The organism is Petrotoga sp. 9T1HF07.CasAA.8.2 (assembly GCF_002895585.1).
Lineage (GTDB): Bacteria > Thermotogota > Thermotogae > Petrotogales > Petrotogaceae > Petrotoga > Petrotoga mobilis.
Map to the genome: position 1 here is coordinate 112627 of NZ_AZRI01000004.1, position 19541 is coordinate 132167.

General features: G+C 34.5%; 14 protein-coding genes and 2 tRNA genes. 4 read left to right on the forward strand and 12 right to left on the reverse strand.

Annotated features, from left to right (window positions below):
• Positions 1-22 precede the first annotated feature (22 nt).
• The 5 genes from hpf to X925_RS00780 form a co-directional block, all read right to left on the reverse strand.
• The gene (gene hpf / locus X925_RS00760) at positions 23-622 is read right to left on the reverse strand and encodes a ribosome hibernation-promoting factor, HPF/YfiA family (protein WP_103065425.1); all 600 of its coding nucleotides are present in this window, start codon (positions 620-622) and stop codon (positions 23-25) included.
• An 84-nt stretch (positions 623-706) separates the two neighbouring features.
• The gene (gene priA / locus X925_RS00765; RefSeq protein WP_012209232.1) at positions 707-3001 is read right to left on the reverse strand and encodes a primosomal protein N'; all 2295 of its coding nucleotides are present in this window, start codon (positions 2999-3001) and stop codon (positions 707-709) included.
• A 15-nt stretch (positions 3002-3016) separates the two neighbouring features.
• A complete protein-coding gene (locus X925_RS00770; protein WP_121958855.1) occupies positions 3017-5008 on the reverse strand; it encodes an alpha-amylase family glycosyl hydrolase in 1992 nt (663 codons plus the stop codon).
• Between the two features lie 62 nt (positions 5009-5070).
• Positions 5071-5880 carry an Mrp/NBP35 family ATP-binding protein gene (locus X925_RS00775; RefSeq protein ID WP_121958856.1) on the reverse strand — a complete coding sequence of 270 codons (810 nt, stop codon included), beginning with the start codon at positions 5878-5880 and terminating at the stop codon, positions 5071-5073.
• A gap of 32 nt (positions 5881-5912) precedes the next feature.
• Positions 5913-6329: an OsmC family protein gene (locus X925_RS00780; RefSeq protein WP_012209236.1), complete on the reverse strand. Its 417-nt coding sequence runs from the start codon at positions 6327-6329 to the stop codon at positions 5913-5915.
• Positions 6330-6593: 264 nt separating this feature from the next.
• Here X925_RS00780 and X925_RS00785 point away from each other — a divergent pair.
• The 3 genes from X925_RS00785 (at position 6594) to X925_RS00795 (ending at position 8465) form a co-directional block, all read left to right on the forward strand.
• Positions 6594-6670, forward strand: a tRNA-Thr gene (locus tag X925_RS00785).
• Positions 6671-6680: 10 nt separating this feature from the next.
• Positions 6681-6755 (forward strand) — tRNA-Gly (locus X925_RS00790).
• A 48-nt stretch (positions 6756-6803) separates the two neighbouring features.
• Complete coding sequence (locus tag X925_RS00795; RefSeq protein WP_121958857.1) at positions 6804-8465, forward strand: nucleoside kinase; 1662 nt, start codon at positions 6804-6806, stop codon at positions 8463-8465.
• 90 nt (positions 8466-8555) lie between these two features.
• Here the strand turns inward: X925_RS00795 and X925_RS00800 are convergent, their stop codons facing one another.
• From X925_RS00800 to X925_RS00825, 6 genes are all read right to left on the reverse strand, one after another.
• Complete coding sequence (locus X925_RS00800; RefSeq protein ID WP_121958858.1) at positions 8556-11168, reverse strand: ABC transporter permease subunit; 2613 nt, start codon at positions 11166-11168, stop codon at positions 8556-8558.
• Complete coding sequence (locus X925_RS00805; protein ID WP_121958859.1) at positions 11168-12922, reverse strand: ABC transporter permease subunit; 1755 nt, start codon at positions 12920-12922, stop codon at positions 11168-11170. Before X925_RS00805 ends, X925_RS00800 begins: the two co-directional genes overlap by 1 nt.
• Positions 12923-13038: 116 nt before the next feature.
• Positions 13039-14241 (reverse strand): maltose ABC transporter substrate-binding protein, encoded by a 1203-nt coding sequence (locus X925_RS00810; protein WP_121958860.1) that lies wholly within the window; start codon positions 14239-14241, stop codon positions 13039-13041.
• 184 nt (positions 14242-14425) lie between these two features.
• Positions 14426-15814 (reverse strand): pyruvate carboxylase subunit B, encoded by a 1389-nt coding sequence (locus X925_RS00815; RefSeq protein ID WP_121958861.1) that lies wholly within the window; start codon positions 15812-15814, stop codon positions 14426-14428.
• A 5-nt stretch (positions 15815-15819) separates the two neighbouring features.
• Positions 15820-16278: a QueT transporter family protein gene (locus X925_RS00820; RefSeq protein WP_103065432.1), complete on the reverse strand. Its 459-nt coding sequence runs from the start codon at positions 16276-16278 to the stop codon at positions 15820-15822.
• Positions 16279-16346: 68 nt separating this feature from the next.
• The gene (locus X925_RS00825) at positions 16347-18023 is read right to left on the reverse strand and encodes a peptidylprolyl isomerase (protein ID WP_158245379.1); all 1677 of its coding nucleotides are present in this window, start codon (positions 18021-18023) and stop codon (positions 16347-16349) included.
• A gap of 307 nt (positions 18024-18330) precedes the next feature.
• Between X925_RS00825 and X925_RS00830 the strand changes: the two genes are divergently transcribed.
• Complete coding sequence (locus X925_RS00830) at positions 18331-18666, forward strand: hypothetical protein (RefSeq protein ID WP_012209244.1); 336 nt, start codon at positions 18331-18333, stop codon at positions 18664-18666.
• Here the strand turns inward: X925_RS00830 and X925_RS00835 are convergent.
• Entirely contained in the window at positions 18656-19501 is an 846-nt protein-coding gene (locus X925_RS00835) for a GNAT family N-acetyltransferase (protein ID WP_103065435.1), read from the reverse strand. The genes X925_RS00830 and X925_RS00835 overlap by 11 nt on opposite strands.
• Between the last annotated feature and the right edge of the window lie 40 nt (positions 19502-19541).

The following is a 19541-nucleotide window of genomic DNA, read 5'->3' on the forward strand; positions in this document are numbered from 1 at the left end:
CATCCCTTTAAGTGCTTAACGATTATTCATTGAATTCTATGAGGCCTAAGTCTCCATCTTTTCTTTCATAAAGAACGCTTATGGCATCATTTTCTGGATTTCTGAAAACGAAAAATGAATGGCCTAAAAGTTGCATTTGTAACATTGCTTCTTCAACGCTCATAAGAGTTAGATCAAAATTTTTTGTTCTCACAATCTTTGGAGCATCAGGTTTTTCTTCAATTTCTGATTCATTTTCTTCAGCTAAATCAAGATTTTTAATGTCAGGATTTTGAAGATTTTGTTCTATTTCCATACGCGCCTTTTTATCTGTTCTACTTTGTTCTTGTAAACGATTCTTTAGTTTTCTGATTTTTCTTTCCAAAGAGTCTGTTACCTCATCAATAGCTTCATAAAGATCGTTACTTCTTTCTTCTACTTTTATGATTTTACTTAAAGGATTAATGTGGGTAGTTATTTCAACTTTGTATATGCCCCTCTCTTTTGTTATTCTGACATCAGAAGGAGAGACAATATCAGGATGTTTTTTGAGCAAATGGTCTGGTTTACTCATTCTTTTTTCGATATAATTCTCTAAAGCTTCGGTAAGTTCTACTTCCTTTGTATAAACTTTATACTCCATCTAAATCACCTCCAGATTTGAATAGTTGCTATACTTATATCTATATTTTTGCATTAAATATGAATATTGTTTTCAGAGTAATATTTATACTAACGTAGTGGGGGGATTAACATAAATTTTGATGTCTCTAAAATGTTTTTTAAGCGTTGAGTATAAAAAGTCATGATTTTTCTGTTTACTTTTTATAATGATTTGATACCTGTAATTCCCTCTTAATTTGGAAATGATTGGCACAACGGGTCCCAATATTTCAATATCAACTTGATTTTCAATTTTACTCAACTCTTCGACGATTTCATTTGCTTTAGCCTTTGCTTTGTCAGCGGAAGGGTTGTTCACTAAAATCATAAATAATGTGACGAACGGAGGATATCCGTATATTTTCCTTTGTTCAAGATCATTCTCTGCAATTAGGTCAAAATTATGATCAATTAAAGATTTATAAATATGATTCTCTGGTTGAAAACTCTGAATGATAACTTTGCCTTTCTCTTTCCTGCCAGATCTTCCTGCAACCTGCATCAGCAAAGAGGCTGTGCTTTCTTGAGCGTTGTAGTCAGGAAAGTTGAAATATCTGTCAGCGTCAAGAATGACTACTAAATCTAAATCTTGAATATCCAAACCTTTAGTGATCATCTTAGTTCCAACAACGATCTTTTTCCCTGGTTCTTTCATGAAATTAAAAGTGTTTCGTAAATCTTTGAATGTTTTTATAACCGTCCTATCAACCCTTACTAGAGGTTGTGAAGGGAACAATTTAGCCAATTCAGCCATAACCCGTTCCGTACCGAAACCTCTTGTTTGAAGTTTAAAGCCTCCACACTTTGGACAAAAATTTGGTAATTCACTTTCCTTTCCACAGTAATGGCATCTTAATTTTCTTTCATTTTTATGAAAGGTTAATGAAACATCACACTCATCACATTTGAATATATATCCGCAGTCGCTGCAAATTACATAATTGGCATATCCTCTTGTTGGCGTGAAAACAATTACTTTTTTGTTTTTTTTCAAAGAAATTTCTATATTTTCTACTACCTTTTTGCTGAATATCCAGTTATATTTTTCATCTTTTTTCATATCAACTATTTGGACTTCAGGCATTTCGGTAAAGTACCTTGTATGTATTTTTTCAAGATAAAAAAAGTTCGCTTTTGCCTTGTACAGATCAATCACTCGTGGTGTTGCTGATGAAAGTATCAGTTGAATGTCTTCTAAATCTTTTCTAAAACAAGCCGTATCTATCGCATCGTAACTAACGTTTTCTATCTGATAGTAAGATTGATCATGTTCTTCATCGATTATAATCATTTTTAAATCTTTCATGGGTATGAAAATGGCGCTTCTTGTTCCTATGACTAAGTCCAATTCACCATTCACGGCTTTGTACCAAGTTTGTACTCTTTCGCTACTTGTAAGTCCGGAATGGTAAAACGCTGCATTGTAGTTAGCAAATCGTTTTTTTAACCTGATCATTAGCTCCGAGGTTAAAGAGATTTCTGGCACTAAAAGAAGGACTTTCCCGCCATTTTCCAAGATAGGCCTTGCAACTTCAAAAAATACTTCTGTTTTACCGCTCCCCGTAACCCCATACAATAAATGTGGTTTATCAGAATTTGCTTTTATTGCTTCAACTGCTTGCCTCTGTTCATCATTTAAAGAAATTTCTGTATTTTCTTCGTAAATTGGGAAACCTTCAGATAATTCAATTATACCTTTTTTCCATAAAGTGTTCAAAACGGTGGAACCTTTTTTCAAAATACCTTGTGAGTACAGATCGCTTTCTAAGGTTTCACCGTTTATGGATAGATAATTTATTACCTCTCTGGCAGATTTTGACACATTGAACTTCCACATCTCTTTTAAGTCCATTTTTAGGCTAACAAACTTATCTATTTTCTTTGTAATTTCTTTTCTGTATAGTTCTATCTCAATTAAATTTGAATCTAAATATTCTCTTAACTGCTTGTTGGCTTTTGAAGCATTATCAAAAGATTTTAAAAATTGCTTGTAAAAAATAGGCTTTTGAATAGGAGAAAAAGAACTTTTTGGTGTAATTCTCAGTTTATAAATATCCGAAGAAAGAGGAGGAAAAAACAATCTTGCAACCTCCCCAATAGGAGCCATAAATTTTGAGCTTACCTTTTCCATAAGTTTGATGTGCTTTTCATTTAAAAAACTCTTATTATCCAATGGAAATGCGATTTCTTTTATTTTGTCGAATTCTGTAGTTTCAGACTCTTTGTAAACTAAACCAGGAAGGAACTTACCTCTTAAATCAATGATAACTCTTTGACCTATCTCTAATTTTTTATCGCTTTTATAGGTAAACCCATTAAAAACCATTTGTCCTATGGGGATTACTTCATAATAATACATCTAAATCCTCCAATTTCACTCGCTAACAAGTACAAGAAAACTTTTACCTGGCATTTTTTCTATGGTATTAAAGCTTTCTCCAGTTAAGATATCTCTGTAACTTCCGTTCAAATCGTACTCAATTTCAATTTGTGAATCTTTAGAATTTAGTGCAATTATGACATTCTCTGATTGATAGCGTCTTTCATAAATTAGAACACTTTCATCTGCATACAGTACTGTATAATCACCTTTTCTCAAGGCATCACTTTCTTTTCTTAATTCCGCCAACTGAGAGTACAAGTCTAAAATTTCCATATTCCACTTACTATCATCCCAGTAAAATGGAACTCTGCAAAATGGATCTGTGGTCCCCGTCATGCCTATCTCATCACCATAATATATTAGAGGTGACCCTATAAACGTCATTTGAAGTACGACAGCTAATTTCATTCGTTGTGTATCTTCACCGAGAGCAGTTAGAATTCTTTCAGTATCGTGTGAACCCAAAAGGTTCCATAACCCATGCAACACTTGTGGTGGATATTTGTCTATATATGCGTTAGTGGTATTAACAAAGTTAATAGCCCTTCCACCTTTGGCATATGCAATAGCTGCATCTCTGAAGATGTAATTCATAACCGAGTCGAAGCTTGGATCTTCAAAATAAGAAGTGGCATCTCTCCAAAATTCTCCCACAACTAAAACTTCTTGATCTATGTTTTTAATGTTTTCGTAAAGAGCTGACCAATAAGTTTCAGGGAGTTGATCAACCGCATCCATTCTCCATCCATCTATACCAAAACTCATCCATTTACCAATTACCTGATTTATGTATGCCTTCACCTCAGGATTTTCATTGTTTAATTGCGGGAGATCAGCGTACCCATGCCAACCTTCGTAACTTTCTGTAGATTTTTTGATGGGGAATGATTTAATATAGTACCAGTCCAAATAATCAGATTCTTCTTGTTTGAGAAAGTTTTCTTTCATCGCGAAGAATTCTGTTCCTGTATGATTAAATACGCCATCTAAGATTACTTTGATATCTGACTCATGTAACGCCTCTAGCATATTAGAAAAGACTTCTTCGTCTCCAAAAGAATCATCAATTTTTAAATAATCTGTTGTATCGTATTTATGGGGAGTCTGAGCTTCAAAAATGGGGTTGAAGTAGATGGCTTCCACACCAATGTATTCTAAATGATCAATTGAGTCAATGACCCCTTGCAGATCTCCACCATAAAAACCAAAAGAAAGAGAATTTCTATTATGTGGACCGTTCCAACTGTAGGTTCCTTGTGGATCATTGGAAGTATCACCATTTCTGAATCTATCAGGAAATATTTGATAATAGATCCTTCCTTTCGACCATTCTGGTATATCAAAATATGAAATTATAGGATGATTAAAGTCGAATTCAAAAAACTCTTCTGTTCCGTTGAAACCGTATATTATTTCTTCGCTGTCGTAGATCAAAAATCTATACTTTAAAACTTCAGCTTCGGTAAATACGTGGAACCTATAAATGACGGTGTTGTTCGATTCTATTACAGATTTTTGTATGGAGGATGCGTTGGCTTGTAGTTCAACGTCTTCAACATCATTTTTTTCGAATTCTATTGAAAGATATATTTCGCCCTTTTGAACCGGATTTATATATCTTCTTTCGTTATCGAAATAAACCTTTTTAATTGAGCCGTCTCCAACTTTTGGCAAGACAAACGATTCCTGAACGGTGCGTACATTGAAGATTTCACCGTTATAGGTTTCTATATCCTCGTTTGAAAAATCTATCGTTCTTTTTCCATCTACGATGAATTTATACAGGTATTTGCCAGGTTCTAAATCAACGTTATAACGCCACAGTCCCGTGAAGCTTTTGTCCATAGGAATAGGTTGAAAGTTGTTAAAACTGGCAACTAAATAAACAGAAGTTGCTTCTTTTGAGTATAAAAACGTAGTGCTAACAGAAAAAGAAACAACAGCAAAAGTAAGTATCATGACAACGAATAATGCTTTCTTCATGAAAGTAACCCCCCTATCAATGAAAAAAGTTAACAGATTCGAGATAGCGATCTTCTACCTTATTAACTAATTGTTTCTACTTTTTCTATTACCCTTTTTGCCAAGTTAACGTAGACATTTGTTACTTCTGGAGTTCCGAAATAAGCAACGGGTTTACCTGCATCCATGTTTTCTCTGACGGTTGAATCCAAAGGAATTTGTGCAAGTAATTCTAAATTGTATTTTTCTGCTAAAGATTTTCCGCCGTTTTCACCAAAAATGTAGTGTTTAGTTTTACAATTTGGGCAGATAAAATAAGACATATTTTCAACTATACCGATAATTTGCTTATCCATTTTTTTCACAAAATTAATAGCCCTTTCTACGTCGTCTTGCGAAACAACAGAAGGTGAAGTAACGATCAAAGAACCCTTTATCTTTTCCACGTTTTGGAAAACTGTTAAAGGTTCATCTCCCGTACCTGGAGGTGCATCGATAATTAGATAGTCTAATTTACCCCAAGCAACATCACCAATAAATTGCATTATAGCACCTGTTTTTAAAGGACCTCTCCAGATAATAGCCTCATTGTCGCTATCTAAAAATTGGGAAATAGAAATAACTTTTATTCCGTGTACTTCAGGGGGTAGTATTTCTCCTCCAACAGCAGAAACTTTGGCTTCTCTCCCCCCCAACATTCTTACTACATCAGGACCATGTAAATCAATATCCAAAAGCCCTACTTTTCGACCCTCTAGAGCCATAGCAACCGCTAAATTCACCGCAACAGTGGTTTTTCCAACTCCTCCTTTACCGCTCATAACCATAATAACGTTATCAATATTTTCGAGTTTTTTAGAAGCCTTATCTTTCCTTTCCTTTAGGTCAGCCATTTTACTCCTCCTATCGATTATTGTTCTTATATTTACTCAATAATCTTTACTTCATAGGTCATCTCTGTGGAACCTCTAAATGTGGCGGTTGCTCCACAATATTTCTCTTGTGAAAGTTGAGCAGCTCTTTGTAATCTATCCATGGGTAGATCTTTTCCCTTGAATTCGTAAATTATATGAATCTTCGTGTATTTTTTGGGATGCTCCTCACTTCTTTCTGCTAATATTCTCAAGTTCAAGGCATCGTACTTTACTTTCATTTTGTCCAAAATCGTTACTACATCTATTCCCGTACATCCGCCTAAACCAGCGATTAAGTACTCCATGGGCCTTGCAGCCGAGTCATAACCAAGGTTCTCTGGATCTGCGTCTACATGAATATCATGACCAGAAGGTGTTTTCATGTAAAAGTGACTACCGTGTGTGTTTTGCAATAAAAATTCTGTCATCGTAAAAACCTCCATTATAGTTTTATAGCTCCCCTTCGTCCCGCTGCCCACCTAAATACTAAATTTAAATCTTTCTTGTATCAAATTATATCATGAAAAAGTGATTAATAAGTTGAAATTAAGTTTCTATAGGTTTTAATTTTGAGATGTAATGTCTTAAAATTTTTAGATTTTTTCAGCTACCTATTTATTTTAGCTAATTTGATAGTAAAGCATATTGACTTGACGAAAGAATATAAATATAGTATAATTTATCTTGACAATGCAGGTGTAGCTTCAGTCGGTAGAGCGCCGCCTTGGTAAGGCGGAGGTCATGGGTTCGAGCCCCATCACCTGCTCCAGAAAATCAGTGCGGATATAGCTCAGCGGTAGAGCACTTGCTTGCCAAGCAAGGGGTCGTGGGTTCGAATCCCATTATCCGCTCCAAAACCCGGGTTAAACCCGGGTTTCATTTTCTGAAAGGAGAAAGTTAAAATGAGTTTTCAACTGACAGATGTTGAATCTGGACAAGTATACTACGCGGATGAAAACACCAAATTCATTGATATAGCTAAAAAATTCGAGAAATCTTCTGGAAAAATGGTTTTATACGTAAAATTCAACAACGACATTAAGGAATTGTTCAGCAAAGTTCCTAAAAGTGGAAGTATACAATTTTGCGACATTACAACACCAGATGGAGTGCGTATTTATAGGCGAGGGCTTTTCTTTGTTTTGTATATTGCCCTAAAAGAAATCAATCCAGAAGATAAGTTCTATGTAAATAACACTCTCAACGATGCCATGTATTGCGAATTTAAATCTGGAGAACCTTCGGAAGATTATTTATTGCTACTAGAAAACAAGATGAGAGAAATCATTGAAAAAGACATAGTATTTGAAAAGAAAACCATCGATAAATTCGATGCTATAAAAATGTTTACGGATATAGGAGAAGAAGATAAAGCCTTACTTTTCAAATACCGAAAGAAAAGTACCGTTAATATATATTATGCTGATAAATATTTTAACTATTTTTACGGATATCTTCCTTATTCAACTGGATATGTCAATAAATTCAAATTGAAAAAGGTAGAAAAGGGTTTTGTCATAATTCATCCCACAAATCTTTTCCCAGAGGACGTTCCTGATTATACTTATTCACCAAAATTATTTGCAACTTTCGAAGAATACAAAAATTGGTTAGATATTATGGAAATAACGACTGTAGGAGAATTAAACTCCATAATCTCTCAAGGTGCCGAAAAAGTAAGAGATATAATTAGAGTAGCAGAAGTTTTACACGAAAAAAAATATGCACAGATAGCTGATGAAATAGTAAATAGAAAAAGTGTAAGACTGATAACGATAGCTGGACCTTCTTCTTCAGGGAAAACTACAAGTGCCAAAAGAATTGCTTTACATCTTAAAGTGCATGGATTAAGGCCTATTTCAATATCGTTGGATGACTTTTTCTTGGAAAGAGAGAAGACCCCGCGGGATGAAAATGGTAATTACGACTTTGAAAGCATAAATGCGTTAGATTTAGAATTGTTTAATGACACAATGGTTGATCTGATAAACGGGAAAGAAGTTACCCTCCCAAAATTCGACTTCAAAACTGGTAAAAGATTTTGGCGAGATGAACCCTTGAAAATAAAAGAAAATCAACCTATTATTATAGAAGGAATACATGGTTTGAACGAGCTTTTAACCGCTTCTATTTCAAAAGACCAAAAATTCAAAATCTATGTGAGTTCTTTAACTCAAATGAACTTAGACAGTATGGATAGAATTCCTACAACGGATACTAGACTTATAAGAAGGTTAGTGAGAGATTATTACTTTAGAGGTTATTCCGCTGAAGACACCTTAAAAATTTGGCCGTCGGTTGTAAAAGGCGAACATAAAAACATATTTCCTTTTCAGGACGAAGCAGACATTATGTTCAATTCTCACCTAGTTTACGAGCTGTCTGTTTTGAAATTATTTGCAGAACCTTTATTGCTAAGTATTGATAACTTTCATCCTGAATATACAGAAGCTAAAAGGTTACTGAGATTTTTGGATTACTTTCTTCCAATCACAGAACTCGAAGAAATACCCAAAACTTCAATAATAAGAGAATTCATAGGCAAAAGTGCTTTTAGATATTGATTTAAAAAAGGTGGGCGGGCAGCCCCAGTAATTTGTTAAAAAAAAGGAGACATGTGATTTGCATGTCTCCTTTTTCTTTTCTTATAAATATTAACCCTTTACAGAACCTTGCGTTAATCCTCCTATTATCCATTTTTGGAGAGACAAAAATAAAATAATCATCGGAACTGCACCCAATAGCGAGGCTGCGGTGAACAATCCCCACTCTGTTTCATAAGGTCCTGTGGAGAAGGTTTGTAATCCAACGGCATAGGTATAATTTGCTTCGCTTTGTAATATTATTCTTGCCATGACAAACTCGTTGAATATGTTCATGAAGGTAAGTATCATAACAACCGCTATTATTGGTAAAGATAGAGGCAAAACAATCCTCCAAAAGGTTTGGAACCTTGTAGCACCATCGATCATTGCAGATTCTTCCAAAGAGTCTGGAATAGTGTCGTAGTAACCTTTGAACAACCACATGTTGTATGCAATTCCTCCCATGTATGCAAAGATCAATCCATCCAAGGAATCCAAACCAAATACTCCAAAGTTATCACCCATAAATTTCAATATGCCATAAATCGCAATCATAAACATTACTCCTGGGAACATCTGAATTATCATCAAGAAGAATAATCCCTGCTTTCTTCCTACAAATCTCATCCTTGAGAATGGATAAGCCGCAACCGATGTTATTAAAACTGTTAATACTGAGGTTATACCGGCTACTATTATGGAATTTAGAAGCCAGCGCATGAATGGTTTCCTTACTTTTGCTGACCAATCTTCTTGCAACAAGTAAAGATTTTTATCAATATTCCTAAGCTTTGACTTTAACTCGGAGTATTCTGTATAATTTGACAGATCACTAACTATTCTTGAAGCACGAGCTATATCAGCCGAAGCCTTACCATATTGTGTGTTGTAAAGTGTTTGCATCTCTGAAAGCGGTACTATAGTTGTGACGTTACCACCTTGATTCAACGTAAGGTATTCGGTGAGATTGGTCTTGAATATATTAAGATTCTCTTCCATTTGATTTTGAATATCTGTTAACGTTTCTCTTCCAGTGTCAAATCTTTGCTTTGATTCCAACAGATTGTTGTACCAATTCATTAATATGTATCTGTTACGATCCGGCTTGAAATATGGATAATAATTCGAGCTCATGAAAGATGCGTAATTCACCGATTCAAAGTTGTTACTTATTTCTTGATTGGTACTTTCCATATAAACTAACAAGAAAGGAAGGTTTTGTATCTTTTCTAAGTTAGTTAAAATCTCTTCATTTTGTAGTTGAATCTGGCTAAGCAAAGTTTGAATATCGTTTTTTTGCTCTCTTAAAGTATTTAATTGAGCACTGTATTGTGCTAACTGTTGAGTGTTTGCATTGTATTGTGATGTTAATGGGAGCAATTCGTCTATGTTTTCAGAAAGTTTTAAAGTCGAACTTTTTGCCGCTTGATAGCTTGGTAAAATTGATTTTGAATCTTTTATGGCGTATATTTTTGTGAAGTTATTATTTAAAAATTGGTAGACTTCAGTGAAAAGTTCGAGCGTTTCTACAAATCCATTTTCTATGAACATATCTATAGAATTTAAATCCTCTAAAGCAGGAGGAATGATCTGAGAAAATTTTAGAACGTTATCGTAAAAAGATTTGTCTTCCCCAAATAATGGTGTCTTTCCTTCCACATTCGTTAAGTCTTGTCCACTTAATATGTTATAAGCAGCGTTTAACCGCTCTTTTTCGACTATGAATATATCTAAAAGTGCGGATAGGCTGTTGTATATTTCACTGTTTTGTCTTTCTAAAAGGGTTTGTTGTGAAGTGATTTGGGATATTTGTGAATTTATATCGTTTAATTCTCCTTCTAATTGAGATACTTGACTTATTGACTCACCGTATAATTCGTTGGCCTGTATTTGAATATCATTTTGGATATTTTCAGTTTCTATTTCAATTGTTCTCCACATTTCTTCTAGAGATAAAATGCTCTCTTCGAAGTTTTGTGCTTCTGGCTCTTCTTGCACCCATCTCCTATATGTTCTTACCCTCCAAGCAGAAGTTTTAAGAGGTATTTGTAGTATCGTATTTACTGTTTCTATATAGTATTCGCTGTCTTTATTCAAAGAACTGTTTTCCAAGTTAGTTATTATTTCTTTTCTTTGAGTAAAATACTCAGTTAACAACGTTTGTAATTGCGTAGTGTCAACGTTTATTCCCATGCTTTGGGATAGATTCAATACTGTGTTTAACTCTTCTTGGAAGGTTTGATAATCTTCTTTTCTTATGTTGTTTATCTCGTTATAAAACTGGTCTTTATACTGAGTTTCGTAAATTGTAAATATTTCATCATACGAGCTTTCTAAATCATCAAAGTTCTTTTGGGTTTCGGCAAAGTATTCTTCCAAGCTGGTTATGTACTTCGTTGCTTTGTTTTGTGCTTCTGCTGTAGATAGTCCACTATACTCTCCAATGTACGAACTTAGAGCATTGAGTTCATTTATTAATTCTGGAACATTTGGAGTTTGAAGGATTAAATCCTTATAATTATTTACAGTCAATCTGTTTGAAAACAGTTTTGGTGAAAAGGCTGCATTATCTCTTCTTATAGATGTAGAAATCAACCATACAAGGGGAAAGAGTATGATTACAATACAGATTATTAGTATGATATGTCTTAAAGTGTAATTTTTCTTTTCGATCATAGCCATTATCTACTCACCTCTTCAAAGGAACCCGAGAATCTAAAGTTAAAGTAGCTAAACACGGCTATTATTGCGAATATGATCATAGAAATAGCAGAGGCAAAACCAAAGTCTTGACCCTGTGAACCTTCAAAGGCTAATTTATAAACGTATGAGATCAAAATGTCAGTTGAACCCGCTGGGGTGTTAGTTCCTGCCATTGCTGGTCCACCACCTGTAAGTAGATATATTAATGTAAAATTGTTAAAATTGAAGGCAAAACTCATAACGAGCAACGGTGCAACAGCAACCATTAAAAGCGGTAACGTGATCTGCCTGAATTGTTTCCATCTGGTTGCGCCATCTATAACTGCTGCTTCGTATAGCTCCCCTGGAATACTTTGTAAGGAACCGAGGTTTATAGTCATCATGTAAGGAAATCCCAGCCAAGTGTTGGTTATCAAAATCGCAACTTTTGCCCAAAATGGATCGTTCAGCCATTTTACAGGTTCTATCCCTAAGTTTCCAAGGATGAATCTATTGATAATCCCGTAAGTTTCGTTGAAGAATCCATTTCTCCAAACCAAAACAGAAATAAAGGCAGGTATCGCCCAAGGGATTATCAATAAAGTACGGTAAACTATTTTTCCTTTTAGGTTTACATCATTTAGCACTAAGGCAAATGCGAGTCCTACTACGAAAGTAAACAAAACACTTAAACCTGCGTAGGCAAAAGTCCAACCAAAAATTTTAAAAAATGGTCCAGAGATTCTAGGATCAGTTATTATTTTTGCAAAGTTTTCCCCACCTATATAGTCTTTGTATCCCATCAATCTGTACAATTCCCCATTCTCATTGTAATCCCAAAAGGCTGAGTCTCTTTCAACTAATTCTTTGTTGGTTAGGGTGTTTACTACAACCGTTTTGTATATCTCTCTTTCTCCGTCAACTATAACTTTAACCGATGTATCGTAAACTCTATAGGCTTCCGAGAACTTTCTGAATACTGTTGAACTGGAGAGACGTAGATTTTGATCTTGCAATACCAAATTTAAAGATTTTAAATAATTCTGTCTCAGCACAGAATTGTAAAATGCTGAATTTGTAGAGGTAAGTGGATCAACAGGAGAGTAAAAATAAGAGTATCTGATTCCACTATCTTTTTCAATGGCTATTATTGAATCACTACCATTGGTTCCTAAACTCTCAGTGGGGCGTATTAGTGTGTAAGTTGTATCGTTTACGTTTACCTCGTCATTTTCGACTGGGAACAATTCAGATTCTGCGTATATTAGGTTACCTCTTGAATCGTATTCTAAAGTTACGGGTTTTTCAGATAAATACATATTGTTTTCGTCATATAAGAGTAATAAAAAGTCTTCGGTTGGTTTGTATTGCTCATCGTATCTTACAAATACTTTGAAATCATAGGTTTTAGGATTTTCTGGTTCAAAGTAGTACGTCGGATCTGTGAGAAGAGTATCTATAGCGTTGGTTCTCGTAAATAAATGTCCTGTGCCGTAATTGGTGAATGAAGAATCTATCGTATAATAAATTGGATATATGGTTAAAATGAAGAGAAAAAACAAAGCAGGTAACGTATACCTGTATGGGTAGGCTTTTTTAGAGAAAATTGCCCAATCCGTAAAAACAAGAAAAATACTTATAACTACGCCCAATCCATAGTTGGCAAGTATGAATAATAGAAGTATCGCCCATACAAGAAGTGCATTCAATACCCCAATGAATATCCAAATTAAAAACTTAGTAAACTTATTCATGAACCGCCCTCCCATAAATTTGTGCTTTAAAAAAAGGAGAGGGAGTTACCCTCCCCTTTTTGTTGGTTAAAAAATTAATATCTTTTAATCTTATAAAGATCAATTAAAGGTATTTATTACAAAGCAGCTTTTATCTTCGATACGGCATCGTTAAGAGCATCTTCTGGTGTTTGTGTTCCGTTAATAATGTTGTTAAGAGCATCACTCATAGGTTGCCATACAGATTGCATTGCAGGTATATTAGGCATGGGTATGCCGCCTGCTGCGCTTTCTGTGAATGCTGCAACCATTTCTACAGGAACTGGTCCACCTTGTTCGTCTACTATTTTGGCTACATCCAATCTTGAAGGACCTCTTGGATCAGCTATATAAAATTGATATATACCTTCAGCTGTTGCCAAGTAATTGATAACAAATTCCATAGCAAAGGCCTTATTTTCTGATCTAGAATTGATCATCAATCCTTGCGAACCAACAAATGGTTTCATCGTTTTACCTGGCTCAACCTCTATGCTTGTTAATGGGACTACGCCAAAGTCTATACCTGCATCTAAATATGTTTTTACAGCCCATGGACCGTTTATCATCATCGCAATTAACCCGTCTGTAAACATGGAATCCATAATATTGTAGTTCATACCTTGAGGCATTATACCTTCGTCGAAGAAACTCTTCAAAAGATATCCGGCCTTTATAGCTCCTTCATTGTTCAATCCGATGTCGGTTATATCGTAACCAGTTTTAGGATCGTATCCAAAAACATATGCACCGTATCCGCTAAAGAAACCATAGGTTTGATAAAAATCGTTAGGAACAACAGCAAAACCAACCGTTTCATCTGTTGTTAATTCTTTTGCTAAAGCCATTAGCTCGTCTATACTTGTTGGAACTTCATCATCGCTTACATAATCCTTGTTGTATAATAATCCAACTGCTTCAATAGCGTAGGGCAATCCATACAACTTACCTTCATAGGAGAAAGCTTGAATTCCTGACGGAGCAAATTTGTCAAGTTCAATGGCAGATTTTGGAATAGGTTCAAGTAAACCATTTAATGCTAATTCTCCAACCCAATCATTAGCTCCAACTATTATGTCAGGACCTTCTCCTGCTTGTGCTGCGGTTAGGAATTTTGACTTGATATCGCCGAAATTAACCATTTGCACTTCGACATCTATACCAGTGTCCCGGGTAAACTCCTGACCGATCCTTCTCATAAAGTCAGCCTGCAATTCGGAAGACCACACGGTTAACGTTTGTGAAAATAGTGAGAGGACTCCTACCAACATTACCAAAGTTAAAATTAAGCCTTTTTTCATCTTGATACCCCCTTTTGAGTGTTTTTTTCCTTATGGAAACGTTTTTACTAAACTAATTATAACAAATAAAAATAGAATTTCAAATCATGATTATTGGTGATTAAAACCGATTAAAGGTGATTATCAAGAATTATTTACGATTAGAAGCAAAAATCTCAGTTTTTCAACATTTTTCTCAAAAAATTTAAATAGGATAAATGACCGTATCTTCATTCTGAAAACTTTCTGCCAGGTTTAGATCGATATTAAGAGAACGTACATACTTATTTTTCAAGAATTTTTTACCAACTTCTTTGAATAAAACGTAGGTCAATAAATCTTCATCATTCTGAGCCAATATGCCTATTTCCTTTTTCGCTTTTTCTAGCTCAGGTTCTAAATCATCTGCTGGTCTGTAGTCTATGGGTTTCTCATTGCCTAATGCTAATTTGTATAATTCTTCGTCTACTGGAGCAGGAGGTTTTCCATAGAGGCCTTTCAAATAATTTTTTACTTCGTTAGTTATCATTGAATATCTTTTACCAGTTAATACGTTTAAAACAGCTTGGACTCCTACGATCTGACTAGTGGGGGTTACCAAAGGAGGATACCCTAAATCTTTTCGAACCTTAGGTACTTCTTGTAGAACATCGCTTAATTTATCTTCAGCCTTTTGTGACTTTAGTTGAGAAACTAAATTAGAAAGCATACCTCCAGGGATTTGAGCATTTAATATTCTGGCATCTATTGATTCCATCTTGACATCGTACTCACTGTATTTCGACCTTACCTTCCAAAAATATTCAACCAATTTCATTATTGTTTTTGTATCTAGATCTAAGTCGTAGGTGTAGACAAAAGGTTCGACCGCTGGTTCTGAGGTACCGTTAGCAAAAGGGCTCAACGCTAAATCCAGAATGTCTGCTCCAGCTTCTACTCCGGCGAAATAAGCCATAGAAGCAAGACCAGTGGTTGCGTGAGAATGAATATCAACAAGGATGTTGAATTTCTTCTTGATTTCTTTTACCAAATCATAGGCATCTTTTGGTTTTAACAATCCCGCCATATCTTTTATAACAATTGAATCGACGCCTCTTTCCACTAATTCTTTTGTATAATTTAAATAGTACTGCAAATTGTGAACGGGACTAACGGTATAACATATAGCTCCTTGAACATGAATATTTCTTTTTTTTGCAACCTCTATAGACTTTTCCAAGTTACGAATATCGTTTAAAGCATCGAAAACCCTTATGATATCCATGCTGTAGTCAGCTACTTTGTTAACGAATAATTCTACCACGTCATCGGCATAATTTCTGTATCCAACTAAATTTTGCCCTCTTAGAAGCATTTGGATTTTGGTATTTTTTAATTTCGCTCTTATGGTTTTTAGCCTTTGCCATGGATCTTCGTTGAGGTATCTTATGCATGAATCGTAAGTAGCCCCACCCCATACTTCCATAGAATAATAGCCAACTTGATCGAAGTCTGTCAATTGATCTTCAAAATCATCCATTTTTAATCTCGTTGCTATTAAAGATTGTTGCCCGTCTCTTAAAGTTGTATCAACTATATATGGTTTTTTATTCATCTTATTCAACTCCTTTTGTAAAAATTTCTTTTAAAAATCTTTAAAATTGGAAGCCCTATAATATACGTTGCAACAGCTTCTCCGACTCCTATCCAAAGTACAGAAAAGAAATACGGTACTCCATACAATGGGGCGACATAAGCAGACACCCCAAAGGCGTTAATTAATACGGGAGGAAGAGGAGCTAAATACTCATTTGGCATCTTCCAAGTTATAATTCCTGCTATCAAGGTCAATAAACTTCCAAACCAGATATCCCAAGCACCCAAACCACCTATTATATTTGCTAACAGTGCACCTACGTAGATTCCTGGAATAAATGCAGGATCAAGATAAGTCAGAACCACAAAAGCCTCAGCAATTCTAACCTGTATAGGGCCGAAACTGATAGGTTGAAATATAATACAAAGAACAACATATAATGCCGCTATTAAAGAGGCTCTAACGATCCTTATTGAACTCATATCTCCTCCAAAATGAAAAATCTGGTAAAGTATTTCAACTCTACCAGATTATTTTTAAATTAAAGTTTTTATTGATTTAAAAGTAGATCTATATTCTCGAGTATTTGCTGCCTTTGATTAGATCTTTCTTCATCAAGGCTTTCTGTATTTAATGAATCTAAGGTACCTTTTATTGTTTCCAAATCTTGTCTTACAGATTCAATGTCACCGGTTGAATTATAATACTCTAAAATGTAGGAGTAAACAGTTGCATAATAGTCAAAAGCTACATTAGGATCGTCAGGTTTTACTTGATATAATCTTCCTATAATCTCTATGGAATCTGGATTCACTTCTCTTAATGCCACAAGAGAATTTTCCAAGGCTACATTCATTTGTTCTACATCGTTTGTTAATTCATTGTATTTGCTCTGAATTTCTGGCTCTGTGAAGACTCCATAGGTACCTTGTAAATATGCAATTTCCCTTAAAGCAAATTCTTTTTGGGAGGCTTCGTTACGGAGATCTGTCGACTCGGTGGTGTCTTTGATTTGGGTATAATATTCTATTTGATTATTTATTTCATCGTTGCTATATCCTAGAAATTCTGGATAGGATTGAGCTATATTCAAATAACTTTCAAAATCATTTTTTTGAGAAATTTTCATAGGAAGTAGATTTTCCACGGTGAAAATATAAGAGACATACCATTCTTCAGGTAACTCATTATCGTTTAATATAGCTTCACGGTACTTCTTTTCAACATTTGCTAAGTCTTCAAAAGATTGCGCATAATAAATATCGTATGCTATATCCAAGGGTTCGTATGAAATTACAAAATCGTAGTTAGATATGTATGGCCCGTACCAATTGTTGATCTGATAATCCACATAACTAGCAGTCAATTGACTTTTTATATCTTCGTCTGCTAATAACTCATCCGCTGTTTCATATATCTTTTTGTCTTCAACTCTCACTATTTCATATCCCAACGGAGAACTTAATGGACCGATTATTTCTCCAGGAGTTGAAGAGAGTGAAGCTTCAAATATATTTTCAGAAATATCTCCACGTTTTACCCATCCAACCAATCCACCAACTGATGCTGTTTGAGCGTCTACAGAGTTTTTTGAAGCTGCGTCAGTGAAAGAGATATTATTTTGCAATATCTCAGATTTAAGGTTATTGGCTGTACTTTCATCTACTGTTACAATTCTACTGATTTTAACTGTATCAAATTCGTTTTTGAAATTTTCTAGGTTATCCGAAACATAGGTTGATAGTTCTACTTCTGAGAAATTGGAAAAATAATTTCTTAATTCGTTAATTACCTCATTTCTATACACTAGGCTGCTAACGAAACCACGAAAATATTCTTCTTTTTCAAAAAACATTAAGAAAATTTGCTTTGTGCTTTCATTTCCCATGTATTGACTGTACATCTGATCTGTTTCTTGGGAAATTTTCGTTGCATCCAACGTTATCCCATTATCGTTTAAAAACTTTTCCATGGCTTTGTATTCCATTAAAACATCAGTTATACTTATTAGATCTAATGGTTTGTTAAAATACTGATCGTATTGGGGGTTTTGACTCAACATATTCAATAATGTATTGTGATACTCCCCCATCAATTGATCCAATTCCAAAAAATAAGATTCGTGAATTTGTTCCCCATCCTGTGAAGTTAAATATGCCACTGATTCTGAGAATATTGATACAGAGAGAACTACTAGAATACCAAATACTACTAAAAGTTTTTTCATCTTGGACCTCCTCTGATTTGATAATTTTATACGATATACTGACTTCAAAAACTCTAAAACCTGTTTTAGCGCCCCTTCGCCCCGCAGCCCGCCCATAAGGAAAAGGATTTTTTTGCCCTTCCACCGATCCCCACCAATAAGGAAAGGAATAGCAATACTTTCATGATAACTGTTAATAATTAAAAGAAGCTTAAAAATTATGCTAGAAAATTTGGCTGATTCTTTTATATGTGGTATAATAGAATGAAAATTATATAACTTTCTAGTTAAGAGTAGATTAACCTACCTAAAGGAGGGAGGGATTGTATTGATTCCATTAAAAGAGAAACTGATAATGAAAACTTTATACCACAAATTCAATGATCAACTGCCTCAATTAGAAACTGAAATTAGCTACAAAAGAGGAAACAAACATCTATTTTTTGTCTTATACGCTCTAAAATCTACTAGTGAAAAGTTATTATCTCACGATCTAATAAAAAATGGAAATGAGCTTATTTTTACACTTGAGGCTGGAAAAGAAAAACATAACGTGAAATTAGAGACAAAAGAAAGTTATAAATCTTATTATTTCGTATCTATAAACGACAATTTGAATATCGATGAATTTGTTCAAATAGAGCCTAAATTAATCAATGAATGATTCTTTCCATTTCTATTTGTTTTATAAATATAGAATAATTATTGTCAATTAAAGCTTTGTACAACGGATCATCTTCTGGAACTGAGACTAAAACAATTCTATCTTTTATTTCAAAAAGTTTAGATGAGATATCTTCAATTATTGCGTCGAAGGTGTAACCCTCTTCAACAGGGGAGGCATCGACTATGTAACAATTATCTTTGTTGAATCCCCACACAACATAGCCGCATTTCTTATTATTGTCGGAGATGATTTCATAGTTGTATCTGTTTTCACTAAGTTTTATGGTTATAGGTTCTCTTTGCCAATTTGGTTTTCTCTTAAATCTAAATTTTGCTTCTATTGCCATTTCATGGATTACATCTGAAGTAGTTTGTTCGTATTTGAAATGAGCATTTGATGAGTTATCTTTTTCTTTAAAAAAAGAAGCCAGCTCCCTTGTTGCCCTAAAACCATGCTTATTATAAAATCTTATAGACCTTAAATCACTTTGGGCAACTTCTAAGATTATTTTCTTTATCTCTTTCCATTTTAATGTTTCAATTGTTCGAAAGATGATTTCAGAAGCCAACCCTTTTCCTCTAAATTCTTCTTTTACTCCAAATGAGTCGATTCTTCCAATATCTTTTCGTATGGATATAATACTAAAACCTACAGGTATGCCGTCAGAAAGAGCTATAAAAGAATCTTCTATGGAAATAGAGTTTTCTTTCACATCTTTTTCAAAACTTTCCAAATTCCAATTGACTGGGAAAACATAGTCTTTAAATACTTCATTTACGAGCTCGATAACAACGCTCGTTGAAACATTTTTTAGTGATTCGTAAGTAATCATCGTTCCCCCCTCCTTCCTTTTCACAGATCAAACCATATTG

Bases quoted from the DNA above. Each gene is read 5' to 3' on its own strand.
- X925_RS00815 (WP_121958861.1), bottom strand. From the start codon at position 15,814: ATGAATAAAAAACCATATATAGTTGATACAACTTTAAGAGACGGGCAA.
- X925_RS00825 (WP_158245379.1), bottom strand. From the start codon at position 18,023: ATGAAAAAACTTTTAGTAGTATTTGGTATTCTAGTAGTTCTCTCTGTA.
- X925_RS00780 (WP_012209236.1), bottom strand. From the start codon at position 6,329: ATGACAGAATTTTTATTGCAAAACACACACGGTAGTCACTTTTACATG.
- X925_RS00835 (WP_103065435.1), bottom strand. From the start codon at position 19,501: ATGATTACTTACGAATCACTAAAAAATGTTTCAACGAGCGTTGTTATC.
- X925_RS00820 (WP_103065432.1), bottom strand. From the start codon at position 16,278: ATGAGTTCAATAAGGATCGTTAGAGCCTCTTTAATAGCGGCATTATAT.
- X925_RS00810 (WP_121958860.1), bottom strand. From the start codon at position 14,241: ATGAAAAAAGGCTTAATTTTAACTTTGGTAATGTTGGTAGGAGTCCTC.
- X925_RS00795 (WP_121958857.1), top strand. From the start codon at position 6,804: ATGAGTTTTCAACTGACAGATGTTGAATCTGGACAAGTATACTACGCG.
- X925_RS00775 (WP_121958856.1), bottom strand. From the start codon at position 5,880: ATGGCTGACCTAAAGGAAAGGAAAGATAAGGCTTCTAAAAAACTCGAA.
- X925_RS00770 (WP_121958855.1), bottom strand. From the start codon at position 5,008: ATGAAGAAAGCATTATTCGTTGTCATGATACTTACTTTTGCTGTTGTT.
- priA (WP_012209232.1), bottom strand. From the start codon at position 3,001: ATGTATTATTATGAAGTAATCCCCATAGGACAAATGGTTTTTAATGGG.
- X925_RS00805 (WP_121958859.1), bottom strand. From the start codon at position 12,922: ATGAATAAGTTTACTAAGTTTTTAATTTGGATATTCATTGGGGTATTG.
- hpf (WP_103065425.1), bottom strand. From the start codon at position 622: ATGGAGTATAAAGTTTATACAAAGGAAGTAGAACTTACCGAAGCTTTA.
- X925_RS00800 (WP_121958858.1), bottom strand. From the start codon at position 11,168: ATGGCTATGATCGAAAAGAAAAATTACACTTTAAGACATATCATACTA.